Raw genomic sequence first — 15,011 nt, 5'->3', positions numbered from 1 at the left:
TCATGATCGAGGGACTCAAGGTTGGCGATCGAGCTGAGTTGACTTGGACGGTCGGCAGCGAGCACACCATCCATCTCGGTGTAAACCGAAAAGGGTTTGGCGACGATGGCAAGGCGATGCGCCGAAGTGCCGTGGTCTTTTCGACTCCTAACATGATTCTCTTGATGGAGCGCGCGGCGAGGAAAGCGATCGAGCCCTACTTGGAAGTCGGCGAAGAATCGGTCGGCGCGCAGGTCCATATCGATCATCTGGCAGCGACTCCCATCGGAGCACAAGTCACCGCATTCGCTCAAGTCACGGCCATTCAAGGCCGGGCTGTCGATTTCGATGTCACCGCCTTTGACGAACGAGAAATGATTGGCAAAGGGACGCACCGGAGAATGGTCGTCTCGCTCGATCGCATTGCCGATCGGCTTGAGCAAAAGACTCCAACCCATCGAAATGGAACTTTGATTCCCATGCTGGCGACTCCCAATCCAGGCGATCTACCGAGTCTTTCTACGCTTCAAGTCGCGGTGGACGATCGAGTGGCCAAGGTGCTCCTCAATCGCCCGGAGCGTCGCAACGCAGTCGACCAGCAAATGACCCGGGATTGGGAAGAGTTGAATGCTTGGTTGGCAGGTCATCCTGACATTCGCATCGTGATCATTCAGGGAGCAGCCGACACGTTTTGCTCGGGGGACGATGTTCGAGAGGTAGGGGATCTTTCCCTCGAAGTGGCGCGGGAGTTGAGTTATCGGCAGGCCAGGATGTACCTCAATTGGGAGAATCTCCCACAGATTTTTATTGCGGCCGTGGATGGGAACGCGCTCGGGGCTGGCTGCGTGATGGCTTGCTCGTGCGACTTTCGCATCGCGACCTATCAGGCGACTTTTGGAATGCCTGAGATCTTGCTCGGTTGGTCCCCCGGCTATGGGTTGTCGCAATTGACGGCGTTGGTGGGCAAGGCCAAGGCGATAGAGCTTTGTACGCTGGGAGGGCCCATCACCGCTCAGCAAGCGATGGATTGCGGGTTGGTGCATCGACTGGTTGCCAGACAGCAACTCTCGACTGCCACCGCGGAGCTGACTCAAAAGCTGCTGGCCATGCCCCCTATGGCATTGCGGGAGACCAAGCGGTTGATCCACCAAGACGAAGGTACGCAGGTCAAGTCGACCTATGTTGCGGACACCCAAGCCTACGTGGAATGTCTGGGTACCGACGACGCGCGAGAAGGGATTCGCGCTTTTCTTGAAAAACGCCCCGCCCGCTTCTCGAGGTAGACAGATTCAACAAGGGTGTTGGTAATTGGCTCGCTGGGCCCGTTTGGAGAGGGAATGAGTCGGTGAATCGACTTGTTTAGGTTGATCTATTCAATTGGTGTTTCGAGGCGGTAGGTCTCGTTGTTTGAAAAATTGAATCTCCCTAGAGCGATACCATCTTGTCGAACACGTGTTCTTGAGTGGCCTGACCGACCCGATCGGTACCTCGTCTCAACGAAACCAAGTCTTTGCATCCATGTTCGACCAAACCAGCGTTTATCTGCTTCTTGTTGTTTTTGCAACCGGCCTGTTCGTCTCCGCCCGCGGAACATGGCGTGTTGTTTCTAAAAATGCGGTCGCTGGGGGATGGTTAGATAAACTGACTTTGGGATTGTTCGTCCTCGCCCTTGGGTTCATGGCATTTGAATGGCTGGGCGAAAGCTACTTGATGCGAAGCGGCCTATCGCGGGCCATCGTCGGGAGCCTTGGCTTTGTCGCGTGGATGGGTGCGGTTTTGGCCGCGGCCAAAGCGCTTCTTGGTAAGCCGACCCACAACTGGATTTGGGGTGGGAGCGCAGCTGCGATGATTCTCATCGGGTGCGGAGTGTCGATCTGGTCCTACGAACGTTATTCCCGGCTGTTCAATCACTTTGTTGTGTTCAACATCGATGCCTGCATCGGTCAGGTGATGCCATCCAACGCGTTCAAGGGCTATGCAGACAACGGGGAGGAGGTCGACCTTTTCCAATTCAATACCGACGATCGGGTCTTTTCGGAGTTCGCTTCCCAGTTCTCGATCCGTTATGCCCGGTTTGAAAATGCATTGATTCAAACCGCAGACGCGGACAAGCAGGCCAATTGCCATGGTTGGGTTTTCACGAACGGAAAGTTTCTGCTTCGAGGGACCGGCGTGGAAACGATTTTGCGTTCGAACCAATATCGCGTGGTGACCGCACCCCAATCGAACGACGTAGTTATTTACCGGGATGTGACCGGAAAGATCTTGCACACGGCGCTGGTGCAAGCGGTATTGGTAGACGGTACCGTCATCGCCGAGAGCAAGTGGGGGATCGACAAACGGGTTTTGCATCGCCCGGAGGATCAGCCCTATTCCAACCGATTCGAGTACTACCGCACCGACCGGCGTTCCCACAGCATCCGGATCGTGGAGGCGCAGCCTGCCTCGGAGGAAAAGGTCCATCTGACGTCCGCAAAATAAATTGCGGCACGGTCAAAGGCCTAAGCGATTCGAATGCTCCACAGAGGAGATGCAATGCCTTTGAGTCTCTAGACCGTGGCCTGCGCGAGTTGCACGGTTTCTTCACGCTGATGTTCCGAGGCGGATGAGCAGCATTTGGATGCGAGCGACTCGAAGCTGAATTCCAGTTGTTCGCTGGGGCGGGAGTGTTTGAACTCCTTGTACAGCAGGCTTGGCTGAACGTCGTGATTATGCTGGTACTTTTCGCTGCAGTATTCGCGAATCTGTCCGGTGACTTCATGGAAGAAGATTTGGCAGATGCGAAGTCCCGCGTAGATACGAACGGGTTGGACTGCGAACATCTCAATGGTCCAGTGGCCGCAGAAGCCGGCATCGCCGAACCCGGACGAGCAATGGACGAAGAGTCCTAGTCTCGCGATCGAGCTGCGACCTTCGATCATCGGCACCAAGTTGTGGGTTTCGGTGTGCTCAATGGTCCGACCTAAATAGATCTGTCCAGGACTGAGAATGATCCCTTCGTCGGGGATAGCGATCCGACGGAAGCGGTTGGGTTGTTTGGCATCGAGGACCACCTCTTCGTAGACCAGCAGTTCATGGTGCAGCGAAAGGTTGTAGCTGTTCGGATTGAGACAGTCCTCCTCGAATGGAGTAATCCGAATATCGCTGCCTAGCCGGTTACGAATTTCTTGGCCCGAAAGAATCATCGCAATCGCCTTTGAGAAAGTGTTGGGACCAGCGTATCGCTGACCCAGGTGTTCACCTTCTTCAGGATAACCGCTTGGGTGGTCTTCGATCCACCACCCAAGCCGGAAATTTGCAAGCTTTGTCCCGATTGGTTATCGAGTCCAGCGTTGGGTTATGCACCCATCAGCAAACCGCACTCTTTCGCCAATCGCTTTCGAGCGACGTGCAATCGACGCTTGATCGTGCCCACGGGGGCATCGAACGAATCGGCCATTTGCACGAGGCTTTGGCCGTCCAGGTAGAACGCGATCAAGGTCGCTCGATCCAGTTCTCCCAATCGGTCCAATCCGACGTGAACCTGGGTGGTTCGTTCGTTGGATAGCACGGCGTCGATAGGTTCTCGATCATCGGACAACGTTGCCTCCAGGACTTCATGGTCGATCGCCGTCGGTTTGGGGCGCCGGGTCAATCGGTTGATAGCCATTCGGTGCACGATTTGTCGAAGCCATCCGGCGAAGGCCTCTGGGGTTTGCAGTTGGTCGATCCGACGGAAGGCTTGGATGAAAACGTCTTGGCACAATTCTTGAGCTTCATCCCAGTTTCCAAGTCGCTTGTAAGCGATCGACAGGATGTGCTGTTGGAATCGGCTGTAGAGTTGGTCCATGGCATCGCGGTCGCCGCATTGGGCAGCCTGTACCAAGTCTCGGATAGTGCAAGTGGTTGGTTCGAAATCACATTCAGCGATAGACATCGATTGGAATCTCTCTAATGGCCTTTTCGAGCTCGCGATGCGAAGGGATCTTCAGCGATCGAAGCGAAAAGGAGTGCTTATGGGGTGGCCGCGAGAGAGACCTAGCGCTCAGGGAATCCATTCCTAAAACGATGCGGAAACGAATCCGTCGACGTCCTGGGGATGGCTCTATCCAAGCGGAACGGGATCGAAGCGGGAATCGGTTAGGTTGCCGCTGCTTTGGACGCTGGCCAAAACAACGGGGCTGCCGAAAAAGGTGCTACGAGCCGTTGGCTTCTCGCGGTGTCGCCGTTGGGTACGGTGAAGAATGCTCAGCTCTGGCGATCGATTGCTGGCATTCTGTAAACCGCTCTACCGAGAGCGGTTTCTAGGGGTCGGATTGGGAACTGGCTGATGGACCGGCTGCAATTGCATGCCAGAGCGCATCCGCCACCCGGAGCCCCAAGAGTAAAACTCGGGGCGTTCTAGCCCTATCGATTTACTCGTCGTACCAAGCGTGCGTGTATGGAGATGACGCAAGAGGAGCGATGCGTTGACCACTGCTACCAACGCGCAATCTCGCACTACGGCGACTGCATTGACACATCGTTGAGCAATATTCACTTGACGCATGACATCCTCCCGTCGTCGTTTGACGCACTTTGAGAGATTCCTCGAAACAAAAAAGGTGACCAAAAATCACTTGTTTACAGGTCACCTGTCGCCACGGCTTGACGGCCGTGTGCGGGATCAGACTATGGTATCGTAGGTTTGGTTCGGAGGAAAACTTTTATTTTTTGGAAATCATGGAAAACGAAGCCCCCAGCAGACGAACTGTCGAACCCATCTTTTCCATCCTCCCTTTTCCTTCGCGCGCTCGATCGACGGCGGGATACCGGCTCTGGAATGTCTCCGCCGCCTGCCTGGTGATCCTGCTGACCTGGCTTTCTGGATGGTTCTCCAACGCTAAGGCGTTGGGTTGGCAAGGAGCCGGCGAGGCGGTCGACGGTCGGACGGCAGCGTTGGTATCGGTGGAACTCCCGCTCGACGCGGGAGCGGAACAGCGACTCCTTTCCTCCTTGGAAAGCTTGGCGAACCGACCGACTGGAGCCGATCGGCAGATCGTCGTACTCGAGTTCAAGCGCGCCGCCTCGGCATCAACGGCAGGAGGAGACGAGTCAGTCTTGGGGCGTGGAACGCCGTTCGAGCGTGCGTTGTCGGTCGCTCGGTGGTTGGCAGGGCCGCGCGGGGCTCGTCTCCAAACCGTTGCATTTCTTCCCGAGTCGATCGCTGGACACGCGGTATTGATCGCTCTGGGGTGCGAGGAGATCGCCATGCCCTTGGACGCCGAGTTCGGGCAAGCGGGAATCGAAGAGGTGACGCTCGATACGACGGTTCGCCAAGCCTATCTCGATATCGCAAGCCGTCGAGGTAACGTCATTCCCGCCGCGGCGGTCCTCTCCATGCTCGATCCGACGGAGCCCCTCACTCGCATCGACCATACCGATGGAAAGATCGAGTACGTCACTGCCTCGCAACTAGCGGACCGCGAGAGAAAGGCCGGCGAATGGAAAGAGGAGCAGTTGGTTCCGAACAATCAACTCGGATGGTTCCGTGGGCAAGAGCTACGCAGTTGGCGGTGGATCGCTTACGCGGCCAGCGACCGCGAGCAATTGGCGATCGCCCTACGATTGACGAAGCCACCGATCGAGCAACCGACGTTTGACGGCCCAAGAGTAGTCGTTCGAACGCAATTATCGGGCATTCTCAGTCCGCGCCACGTGGATCGCATGTTGCGAGCTCTCGAGCAGGGGCTCGCCGATGGCAAGGCGAATCTGGTGCTGATCGAACTCGATACGCCGGGAGGCAATTTAGGTGAGAGCCTGCGTCTGGCGCATTACTTGGCTGAGATACCTCCAACGCAGGCGGAGGTAATCTGCTACATCCGGAATGCGGCGCGTGGCGATGCGGCGCTGGTAGCCCTCGCGTGCAATGCGTTGTTCATGCATCCCAACGCGGTATTGGGTGGACCCGGTGAAGCTTCGATTTCTCCCGAACAATGCTGGGAGCAAAGGGCTTCAATCGAATCGTTGGCGCGATCGAGCGGTCGCAGTGTTGGTGAATTGCTCGGGTGCCTTTCCAGCGAGATTCCTATATTTGAGTACACCGCGTTCGATGGCCGTTCGCAATGGAACAGCCCGGAATGGTTGGTGGACGACCCCCAGGTGGCGCAGTGGACCCAAGGCGATCCGGTGTCGTTCGAAGGTGGATTGACGTTCGAGGAAGCCAGGGAGCTGCGATTGGTCGTCGATAGTTCTCTGTCGATCGAACAACTGGGGAACCGGTACGGTGTGGAGACATTGCCGGTGCCGCTGAAGACCAATGCGACAGAACAGTTCATCGATTGGCTAGCGAGCCAGTTATGGATTTCCTTTTTGCTTTTCGCGATCGGCATCACGGCGCTGAGCGCGGAGTTGGGATCACCCGGAGTGGGATTCCCGGGTATTCTCGCCGCGATCTGTTTTGGGCTCTTCTTCTGGCTCCGGTTTTTAGATGGGACTGTCGAGTGGCTGGAGGTGATGTTGATCCTCGGCGGAGTCGTCTGCTTGCTGGTCGAGATCTTTTTGTTGCCGGGATTCGGTGTCTTTGGAGTGACCGGGCTCGGCATGTTGGCCATCGGTTTGGTCTTGGCGGGACAAACGTTTGTGTGGCCGACCAATGACTATCAGCGAGGTCGTTTGGTGCAAGGCTTTGGTCAGATCGGGCTCGTTACCTTCTCTCTGTTGGCACTAGCCATTCTCTTTCGAAAGCAGATTGCGAATTCCCCTTTTGTTCGTTGGATGGTATTGCCCCCTCCCACCAAGCATGTCGATCGCGAGAAGAAGCAAGAGGTCGAAGAGGAAGTCCGAGCTTTCGTCGGATGGCAGGGAACGACAACCACGCGATGCAACCCTTATGGAAGAGCGATGGTCGGTGATCGGATGTGGAACGTTGTATGCGAAGAAGGATGGATCGACGAAGATACGGCAGTGGTCGTGGTGGCTACCAAGGATCAGCAACTCGTGGTTCGCAAGAACGGTTAAAGCACTGAGAAACCGGTAGTGCCCAAAGCAGAGAGTGTTTGTGCCTAGCGGTTGGGTGCGCGCGCGACCGAACCTTTATGTCAACTTTTCACAATGGGAATGCTGTCCATCGGGGCGCTCCTCTGTGTATCCTGTTTGTGTATCCTGTTGGGGATTCCTCACTTGAACAAGGACCATTTCCTCATGAAAAGTATACGAGCAGCCAGCATCATCGCATCCCTTTCCCTCGCGAACCTCTGTGCCATGGCGACAGATGGGGTGGGACAGGACAAATCAGCTCCACCTACCAAACCCCAGAAAGCAGCGGTGACCGCGCAAATCGAGCTTGAAGACGCTCCCGCTGCCAAGAAGGAAGCGAAATGGCTCCCGCTCTTCGAAAAGAATTCCCTCGAAGGCTGGGAGTCCACGAACTTCGGCGGTGAAGGATCGGTCGAGATCAAGGAGGGTGTTTTGACATTGGGCCGAGGAGATCCCCTTACCGGCGTCCACACCAAGAAGAAGGATTTGCCAACCGATCGCTACGAGATGCGATGGAAGGCGAAGCGTGCCGATGGAACCGACTTCTTTGCGGGCGTCACGTTCCCCATTGGCAAGGACCATTGCTCGTTCATTTGCGGGGGATGGGGAGGTGGTCTGGTCGGGATCAGCAGTATCAATGGAAACGACGCTTCGGAAAACGAAACTTCCAGCTTCCGAGATTTTAAAAATGGAAAGTGGTATTCGTTTCGTATTCGAGTGGACAACAAGGTCTTGAAGGCGTGGATCGATGACGAAGAGGTTGTTAGCGTGGATCGCGAAGGAAAGAGTTTCTCCGTTCGCGCCGAAGTGATGCCTTCGCGTCCCCTCGGTTATTGCGCCTTTCAATCGGTAGTCGAAGTGAAAGAGTGGGAATACCGAGTCCTGGATTAAGCAGGCTCTTGGTGGGAGAGTTGAGAAAGCTCGCGCAGTACGCTGGCCGCTTTGCCTGAATCGATCGCGTGCTGCGCTTTGGCGACCCCATCGACGAGGGAGTGCGTATGTTCGCTCACCCAGAGGGTCGCTGCTGTATTGGCGACAACAATATCCCGCTTAGGCCCTTTCTCACCTCGCAATATTCCTCGAATCGCATCGGCGCTTTCCTTCGGGCCATCGACTATCAAGTCGTCGACACGGATTGGGTTCAGCCCGAAGGATTGAGGTGTCCAAGTTGTTTGGGTGAGCATTCCGTAAGCAATATGTTGCACCTGAGTCGGCGCGCTCAGGGTGACTTCATCCATCCCATCCTCCCCCCGAACCACGATGGCGGCTCGAACGGGGAGTTGTAGGAGAGCGGCGGCGATTTTGGTCTGAAGGTCTTCTTTGCCGACTCCGATGATCTGGAACGGGGCGCTGGCGGGATTGCAGAGGGGGCCCAAGTAATTGAACAAGGTGGGGACACCGAGCGACTTGCGAACTTCCGATACGTGTTTCATCGCCGGATGCAATTTGGGAGCGAAGCAGAAGCAGAGGCCGAGCGATTCCAAGCATCGTTCGACGGTTTCTCGCGGCGCGTCGATATGGACTCCGAGTTCGCTGAGCACGTCGGCGGAACCGGTTGCGCTGGTGATCTTTCTGTTGCCGTGTTTGGCGATCGAGGCCCCTGCCGCAGCCGCGACGATCGCCGTAGCGGTCGAGATATTGAAGGTCCGAGCCCCATCACCGCCGGTGCCGCACGTGTCGACTAGATCCGTTCGTTGGGTGCGGATCGGCGTCATCATCATTCGCATGGCTCGGGCGGCTCCGACCAACTCGCTCACCGCTTCCCCTTTCTCCCGCAACGCCAGGAGCAATTGTCGAATCAGATCGTCCTCGACGCGGCCGGCCAGCATCCACGTGATCACGAGTTGCATCTGATCCGCGGTCAAATCCGACTTTCTGCGAACGATTTCCAAGTAATCTTCGAGCATTGATGGGATGCAGGTAAGGGAATCGGCTAGTAACTGACGGCTAAGTCACGTAAAACATTAGGTTTGCGTAACGGTACGAGTTGAATTCCTCGAACGGCTTTTGTCCAGCATGGCAAGAAAAGTAATCATCGATTGTGACCCAGGGATCGACGACGCCATTGCGCTCATCATGGCCCTGTTCGACCCGCGTCTGGACGTTGTCGCGATCACGACATGCGGCGGAACCGTCGAATCGGATCGTTGCACGCAGAATGTGTTGGGGCTCCTAGAGCGGCTGGATCCTCCGCGGCTACCCCGGGTAGGTGGAGGGACCGATCCCGAGGATGCACCCGTGTCGGACAATCGATTTCTTCACGGTGAAGACGGAGTGGGGAACATCGGATTCTCTCCTGTCCAACGCCAGCACTTGATGAACAGCGAGAAGCTGCTCGCAGACCGAATCAAAGCCGATCCCGAGAACGTAAGCGTCCTTTGCTTGGGGCCCCTCACAGGACTGGCCCGCGCCTTCGCGCGAGATCCGTCGATCGTCGAGCAGGTCGATAAAGTGATTATGGTGGGGGGAGCGACCAACGGCATCGGCGATGTCACGGCCGCTGCAGAGTTCAATATGCACTTCGATCCGACGAGCGCATCTACCATCTTCCGCTCTCCGACCACGAAGACTTTGATTCCGCTCGAAATCGCTCATCAAGTCACTTTCGATTTCAATTTTCTGGATTGCCTACCCCCCAAGTACACGCGGGCAGGGGGACTGCTTCATGCCATGATTCCGCACTTGTTCCGAAGCTATCGTCAACATCGAGCCCAAGAGACGATCGCGCTCAACGCCGTGCTCGGAGTCGCTTACTTGGTCGAGCCCATGCTATTCGGTTCGGAAGAGTACTCGGTCGAGGTCGAAGAGTTGGGGGAACTGACACGCGGGGCAACGATCATCGACCGGCGTCCCTACGCGGTGAAGCATCGCGGGATGGAGGTCATCACGAAGGTGGATGTCGAGGCGGTAAAGGATTGCGTGATCAACGGATTGAAATTCGCTGGTCAATGCACGGGAGGCGACTGACGTGACGCGATCGCGCATCGGTCCTTTGGCATTGGAGGCACCGCTGGGGGGCCCGAACAGCCATATCTATCGCGCGATCCACGTGCAGCAGCGTTCGCAAGTGGCCGTTCGCGTCTTCCCTATGCCGATGGGCATGACGCCGGAGAGCAAACAGGAGTTCGCCGCCAACCTCGAAAAGATCAAAACACTCAAACATCCGGGTGTCGTCCGTTGCTACGGAGGGGGCTTCGACGCCAAGGATGCGTATCTGGTTTACGAGTTGGTCGAAGGTGAATCGCTCGATCACGCCCTCGAACGACGCGAACGATTGCCTTGGGAAACGGTTCTCGATTACGGACTGCAACTTTGCGAAGCTCTTCAGCGCGCCCACGAAGCAGGTTGGATCCATGGACGTATCCGTCCCGATAAAGTGCTCCTGACGCTGGGCGGAGAAGTCGCCAAACTGAACGAGATTTGGCAAGGACCTGCAGCGACCCACCCTCCTCGCCCTGAGGACTTGGCCTACCAATCCCCCGAACAAGTCGAAGGAAAAGGGAAGCTCGAGGTCGCTTGCGATTTGTATTCCCTCGGTGCAACCCTCTACCATGCGCTCACAGGCAGACCTCCCTTCGCAGGGGCGAATGCCGGGATGGTTCGACAAGCGATCTTGGTGCAAGACGTCGAGCCGGTGGCAGCTCAAGTCTTCGATTGTCCGGTCTGGCTTAGCGCCATCGTCGAGCAACTGATGCACAAAGATCCACTCAAACGTCCCTATTCCGCCACGGCCACGTCCCTCGCCCTCCGCGAGGCGCAAAAGCGTGCCACGTCCGGGGTCGCTGTGGTGCAACATGCTGTTTCAGGCTTCAGTCCGCTGCAAATGAACGTCGACAAGGACGAAGCGGAAAAGATCTTGGGACGCAAGAAGAAAAAAAAGCGTTCGAAACGCGACGAGGAATACGACGACTCTCCGGCGATGCTGGAAAGACCTCTCGTCCTGGTTGGGATCTTGTTATTCATCGTCGCAACCATCGGCTACTTCCTCATGCCCCTCAGCGAAAAGACGCTTCGCTATCGGGCGGAACTCTTCCTGGCTCAAGAAGACGTGGGGTCTCTCAACGAAGCGCGCGATCGCTACTTAATCCCGTTGATAGAACGGTTTCCAGAGAGCGAGTCGGCGACATGGGCCGAAGAGAGGTTGATCGAAATCGAAATGGTCAACGCCGAGCAAAAGATGCAAAGCAATCGAAGGTTCGGGCGGGAGCCCTCGAGCGAAGGGGAACGAAAATTTGTCGAAGCAAATCGCTTCGAGCAATTCGGGGATCGCGTCACCGCGCTCGACAAATACAAAGCGATCGTCAGTCTTCTCAAGAATGAGGAGAAAGAGCGTCCTTTTGTGAATCTGGCAAGACGACAGATCGAGAAGATCGAAAGCAGCCCGCCCGATGCCGACGAACTTCGTCGCTTCCTACAAGAAAAGCTAAACGAAGCGGACAAGAAATATGGCAGCGGGGATCTGCTCAGCGCCAAGCAGATTTGGGAAGGAATCGTGAGTTTGTACAACGGGAACAAAGAAATGCTTTCCCTCGTCGAACGTGCACAAGGAAGGCTTGAGAAGCTGAAAGAGTAGCTTCCCGCCATGCCGATCGTATGAGACGACGCTAATCATGTGCCGAAGTATAGTACTACAGAAGCCATGAACGACGAAGAACGATTCCCCTCGAGCGAATTGGATCCGGGGACGCCGCCTTCCGGTAGACATTGAAACAGATTTCTATTCCTCCTCGTTGGATGATACCTCCATGTTGTTAAACCTGAGTCGATGCTACGAACGAAAGCCAGCGATCTATCGACTTCTCGTGCTGATTCTTGTGATCGGTTGGGTCGGGTGTTCTCCCAATTCCGCGTCGAAGAATCCCAGCGATGCGAATGCCGAGAAGATCGACGAGAACTCCGGTGCAGCGAGTGGTTTGGATTCCAAGACGGGCGACGGGGACGCATCGGTGCCTAGCGACGGCGGTACGTCGGCGTCCCCAATCCCTGCCGGTTCCTCCGCTTCGCCATCGACTCCCCCTTCCGCGACTACATCTGCCGACTCCGTTGCATTGAAGGGATTGCTCGAACAGTGCATCGCGACCTACCAAACGTTGAAGTCGTATGAGGACGAAGGAGTGCTTCAGCTTTCCATTCCTTATCCCGACAAGCCGCTGGTTCAGACCAGGCCTCTCGCCGTTGCTTTCGAGCGACCGCGGAAGCTCGCGCTCTGGACACCCCAGTTGCGATCGAGTTGGAAACCACAAACGTTTGAGTCCATCGCAGGCGACGCCGAGTTCAAACCCTTTGAGAATCAGCGAGTTGTTCGCCCTTTGCCAGATCGCATCACCTGGAGTTGGTTGCTCGACGATCATCTAGGGGTCCTCCTCCATCGCAGGGTTTGGGGAATCCCTATCACAATCGAGCTGCTTCTCGCTGGAACTCCTTTGCAGGACTGGCTTGATCAAGGGGAGTTTCGAAAGCTGGAGGATGACACGTTCGATAGCGTTCTATGCACACGAGTCGAAGTTCTTTTGGAGAAGAGCCCCTTTGTGCTGTGGATCGACGCGAAACGGAACTTGATCCTGCGTGTGGAGATGCCGATCGAATCGGTCTTTCCACTCCCACAGCCCCTTCCGGAGAGTGTGGACAGATCCAAGTGCCAGTTTTCGATCGATTTGGTGAATGCGAGGATCAACCATGCCATCGATTGGAGTGGATGGACGTTGCCCGAAAGCGATTCCGATTTGCTGGTGCGCCGCTTTGTCGATCCTCCCCTGCGCAATATTCCCAAAGAACTCGGGACAAAGCCGAAACCAGTGTTGCTTCGAGGACCGGCCAACCAAGATGTGTTGGACACGACCGCGAGAGGAAAGAGGGTAACGGTACTGCACTGGATCGATGACAGCGAGACGAGCCGCGCGTTTGTCGATGACGTCTATCGGTTTCAAAAGAGTCTTCAAGAACGAGGGCTCTCGGCGTTCTGCGAGGTTTGCTTGGTTTCCGATAAATCAGCGGATCGGATGGCGGTTACCATGAAATCGTGGAATTGCGATTTGCCCGTCGCGATTGAGTCCAACGGGGAATTGGGTGGGCAATGCGGAGTTACGAACTACCTGACCAGCGTGATCCTCGGACCGGACGGGTCGATCCAATCGATCGATCCTGTCACCGATTTCGCAATGTTGCTCAGCAAGGTTCAAGCGGTCCAAGAAGGTGAGGATATAGCCAAGCGATTCTTGAAAGTCGCAGTGGATGATGAAGCTAGGTATGCCTCTCGTCTGCATCGCAATGTTTTGGACAAAGAGCAAATTGCCAAGATGAAGCCCGAGCATCAGGAGATCGCTCCCTTCCCCTTGAGCTTCCATAGAATCGCGCTGGATTGGCGCACCGAGTTGGAGCATTCGACCGTTTCGGCGGCGGGCGAATGGTTTCCCAATCAATCGATCTCCTCGTACCTGCGCGCGGAGTCCTTGTTCGAAAAAAAGGACAACGCTTTTCGACTGGCTACCTTGCTGGATGACCAAGGAAAGATTTGGAGCGTGGATCAAGCTGGAAAGAAAACGATGATCTCCAGCGTTGCGATTGCGCAAGCGACCGATGCCAAGAGAATTCATGTCCTGCCGGACCCATGGACCCATCATTACGTCGCGATCATCCCCGAAGGACTGCCCAGGTTCTGGTATTGTGTTTCGCCCGTGAGTTCGACTCCGAGTTGGACTCCGACCGATGCGGCACAGATCCCCTTGGAAGCCGGCGAGTCGGCTATCGGAGCCGCTTGGGCATGCAAAGAAGGGGTGCCGATCTTGTGCATCATCACAGACCGCCAACGCTTCTTGCAGCTCAATCCGGCGACGACGAAGCTCGATATCTCGCGATCGACTTCCAATTCTCCTACTTCATCGATCGTCGGAGTAGTTCCCAAGATTGATGCCAAAGGGGTTTTTGCATCGTGGAAAACGACATGGTCGGATCGAACGGTTCAAGACATTCCAACCCTTGCCCAAACATCCGAGTCCAGCGTGGGCGCTATCGCAGGAGTTGAGACCGATGAGTTGGCTTTCATGCCAGAAGTGGGGAACTGGGTGTGGGGCCAGGGGGCCTCCGAATCCTATTTAGTAGGGTTGGAGAAAATGCCGAGTGGCGAGACCGGAGCCGTATTGATGAACCGACAATATCAGCCGTTGTTTCGGCAAGTTCTCTCGGTGCGCCCTGAACAATGCAAACTCCTGGCCGCGACGCAGACGAGTCAAAGCAAATTCTACTGGCTCGCGACCGCCCCCAATCGCGTCCTGCACTTGCAGTCGGTCGATGCTATCCCCGACCAGATGTCGTTCGGGAAAAGAGTCTATGGCGCGACTCTTTTAGCGGATGGCGAGAAGCTGCGAATGGTTGTTGTTTTAGAAGACGAGGTCAGTTGTTGGACGCTGGAGGAGATCGACGCAAAACCATGATGGACCCAAGACCCTATGAGGAAGCGGAACCCCTTGCGATCTTCGTCTATGGCACCTTGAAACGGGAGCAATTGCGGGGAAGTCTTTGGCCTCGACCTGCGATTTCCATCACCCCCGCTATCGCCGTTGGGACACTCTACGATCTGGGGTCCTATCCGGGCTTGGTGGAGGGCGACAATTTGGTGCTGGGGGAAGTCTGGCGATTCCATCCCGAGGATCTGCAGGAGACTTTGGTTGTACTCGATCGGATCGAGGGGTTCGATCCGGTCAAGAACATGGGGGAGTACGTTCGGCGAGTGATCCAGGTAGAGACCCTCGCAGACCCTGCCTCTTCCGGTGCGGGTTGCGAACCTCCTTCCCAAACGGTGATGACCTGGACTTATTTCTACAACGAACCGCGCCGACTCGCATCAGCTAGACGAATCGAGGTTTGGATGGAAGCAGGTGGGCACTGGGTTTGCCAATGGCCCGATCCGATGTCCAAGGTCCCTCGTAGTTTTGCCGAAGAGTGATGGAATCGAGCTAGGACTGCCAGGTGCCGAACCAGTACAATACAAACCAGTGAAAGATGACCACGGCATCGTCCCCCTCCGCTCGATCGAACAA

At 56.0% G+C, this 15,011-nt stretch carries 11 protein-coding genes; 8 read left to right on the top strand and 3 right to left on the bottom strand.

Annotated elements, in window-relative coordinates:
- The first annotated feature begins 2 nt into the window (after positions 1–2).
- Positions 3–1,262 carry a thioesterase, FlK family gene (locus VN12_RS12585; RefSeq protein WP_146677171.1) on the top strand — a complete coding sequence of 420 codons (1,260 nt, stop codon included), beginning with the start codon at positions 3–5 and terminating at the stop codon, positions 1,260–1,262.
- Positions 1,263–1,497: 235 nt separating this feature from the next.
- A complete protein-coding gene (locus VN12_RS12580; RefSeq protein ID WP_146677170.1) occupies positions 1,498–2,460 on the top strand; it encodes a hypothetical protein in 963 nt (320 codons plus the stop codon).
- A gap of 68 nt (positions 2,461–2,528) precedes the next feature.
- Here VN12_RS12580 and dcd read toward each other — a convergent pair whose 3' ends face one another.
- Together dcd and VN12_RS12570 are read right to left on the bottom strand one after the other, a co-directional pair.
- Positions 2,529–3,164: a dCTP deaminase gene (dcd, locus tag VN12_RS12575; protein WP_146677169.1), complete on the bottom strand. Its 636-nt coding sequence runs from the start codon at positions 3,162–3,164 to the stop codon at positions 2,529–2,531.
- 152 nt (positions 3,165–3,316) lie between these two features.
- Entirely contained in the window at positions 3,317–3,895 is a 579-nt protein-coding gene (locus VN12_RS12570) for an RNA polymerase sigma factor (protein WP_146677168.1), read from the bottom strand.
- 785 nt (positions 3,896–4,680) lie between these two features.
- Between VN12_RS12570 and VN12_RS12565 the strand changes: the two genes are divergently transcribed.
- Together VN12_RS12565 and VN12_RS12560 are read left to right on the top strand one after the other, a co-directional pair.
- Positions 4,681–6,957, top strand: a complete 2,277-nt coding sequence (locus VN12_RS12565; RefSeq protein ID WP_146677167.1) for an NfeD family protein — start codon at positions 4,681–4,683, stop codon at positions 6,955–6,957.
- 183 nt (positions 6,958–7,140) lie between these two features.
- Positions 7,141–7,866: a DUF1080 domain-containing protein gene (locus VN12_RS12560; protein ID WP_168164371.1), complete on the top strand. Its 726-nt coding sequence runs from the start codon at positions 7,141–7,143 to the stop codon at positions 7,864–7,866.
- Here VN12_RS12560 and trpD read toward each other — a convergent pair.
- Positions 7,863–8,882, bottom strand: coding sequence for an anthranilate phosphoribosyltransferase (gene trpD, locus VN12_RS12555; protein ID WP_146677165.1), 1,020 nt, complete (start codon positions 8,880–8,882; stop codon positions 7,863–7,865). The two genes, VN12_RS12560 and trpD, sit on opposite strands and share 4 nt — an antisense overlap.
- Positions 8,883–8,991: 109 nt before the next feature.
- Between trpD and VN12_RS12550 the strand changes: the two genes are divergently transcribed.
- The 4 genes from VN12_RS12550 (at position 8,992) to VN12_RS12540 (ending at position 14,917) form a co-directional block, all read left to right on the top strand.
- On the top strand, positions 8,992–9,942 hold the full coding sequence (locus VN12_RS12550) for a nucleoside hydrolase (protein ID WP_146677164.1): 951 nt from the start codon (positions 8,992–8,994) through the stop codon (positions 9,940–9,942).
- A 1-nt stretch (position 9,943) separates the two neighbouring features.
- Positions 9,944–11,548: a serine/threonine protein kinase gene (locus VN12_RS12545; RefSeq protein ID WP_168164370.1), complete on the top strand. Its 1,605-nt coding sequence runs from the start codon at positions 9,944–9,946 to the stop codon at positions 11,546–11,548.
- Positions 11,549–11,720: 172 nt separating this feature from the next.
- Positions 11,721–14,405, top strand: coding sequence for a hypothetical protein (locus tag VN12_RS25825; RefSeq protein WP_168164369.1), 2,685 nt, complete (start codon positions 11,721–11,723; stop codon positions 14,403–14,405).
- A complete protein-coding gene (locus VN12_RS12540) occupies positions 14,402–14,917 on the top strand; it encodes a gamma-glutamylcyclotransferase (RefSeq protein WP_168164368.1) in 516 nt (171 codons plus the stop codon). The genes VN12_RS25825 and VN12_RS12540 overlap by 4 nt, the downstream gene beginning before the upstream one ends.
- The last annotated feature ends 94 nt before the right edge of the window (positions 14,918–15,011 follow it).

Source organism: Pirellula sp. SH-Sr6A (assembly GCF_001610875.1).
In the GTDB taxonomy this organism is placed as follows: domain Bacteria; phylum Planctomycetota; class Planctomycetia; order Pirellulales; family Pirellulaceae; genus JBKCUI01.
Note: the sequence above shows the minus strand (reverse complement) of the source record. Positions and strands in the feature narration are given on the sequence as shown.

Excerpts from the sequence above, each read along its gene's own strand:
- VN12_RS12585 (WP_146677171.1), top strand. The coding sequence starts at position 3 with ATGATCGAGGGACTCAAGGTTGGCGATCGAGCTGAGTTGACTTGGACG.
- VN12_RS12580 (WP_146677170.1), top strand. The coding sequence starts at position 1,498 with ATGTTCGACCAAACCAGCGTTTATCTGCTTCTTGTTGTTTTTGCAACC.
- dcd (WP_146677169.1), bottom strand. The coding sequence starts at position 3,164 with ATGATTCTTTCGGGCCAAGAAATTCGTAACCGGCTAGGCAGCGATATT.
- VN12_RS12570 (WP_146677168.1), bottom strand. The coding sequence starts at position 3,895 with ATGTCTATCGCTGAATGTGATTTCGAACCAACCACTTGCACTATCCGA.
- VN12_RS12565 (WP_146677167.1), top strand. The coding sequence starts at position 4,681 with ATGGAAAACGAAGCCCCCAGCAGACGAACTGTCGAACCCATCTTTTCC.
- VN12_RS12560 (WP_168164371.1), top strand. The coding sequence starts at position 7,141 with ATGAAAAGTATACGAGCAGCCAGCATCATCGCATCCCTTTCCCTCGCG.
- trpD (WP_146677165.1), bottom strand. The coding sequence starts at position 8,882 with ATGCTCGAAGATTACTTGGAAATCGTTCGCAGAAAGTCGGATTTGACC.
- VN12_RS12550 (WP_146677164.1), top strand. The coding sequence starts at position 8,992 with ATGGCAAGAAAAGTAATCATCGATTGTGACCCAGGGATCGACGACGCC.
- VN12_RS25825 (WP_168164369.1), top strand. The coding sequence starts at position 11,721 with ATGTTGTTAAACCTGAGTCGATGCTACGAACGAAAGCCAGCGATCTAT.
- VN12_RS12540 (WP_168164368.1), top strand. The coding sequence starts at position 14,402 with ATGATGGACCCAAGACCCTATGAGGAAGCGGAACCCCTTGCGATCTTC.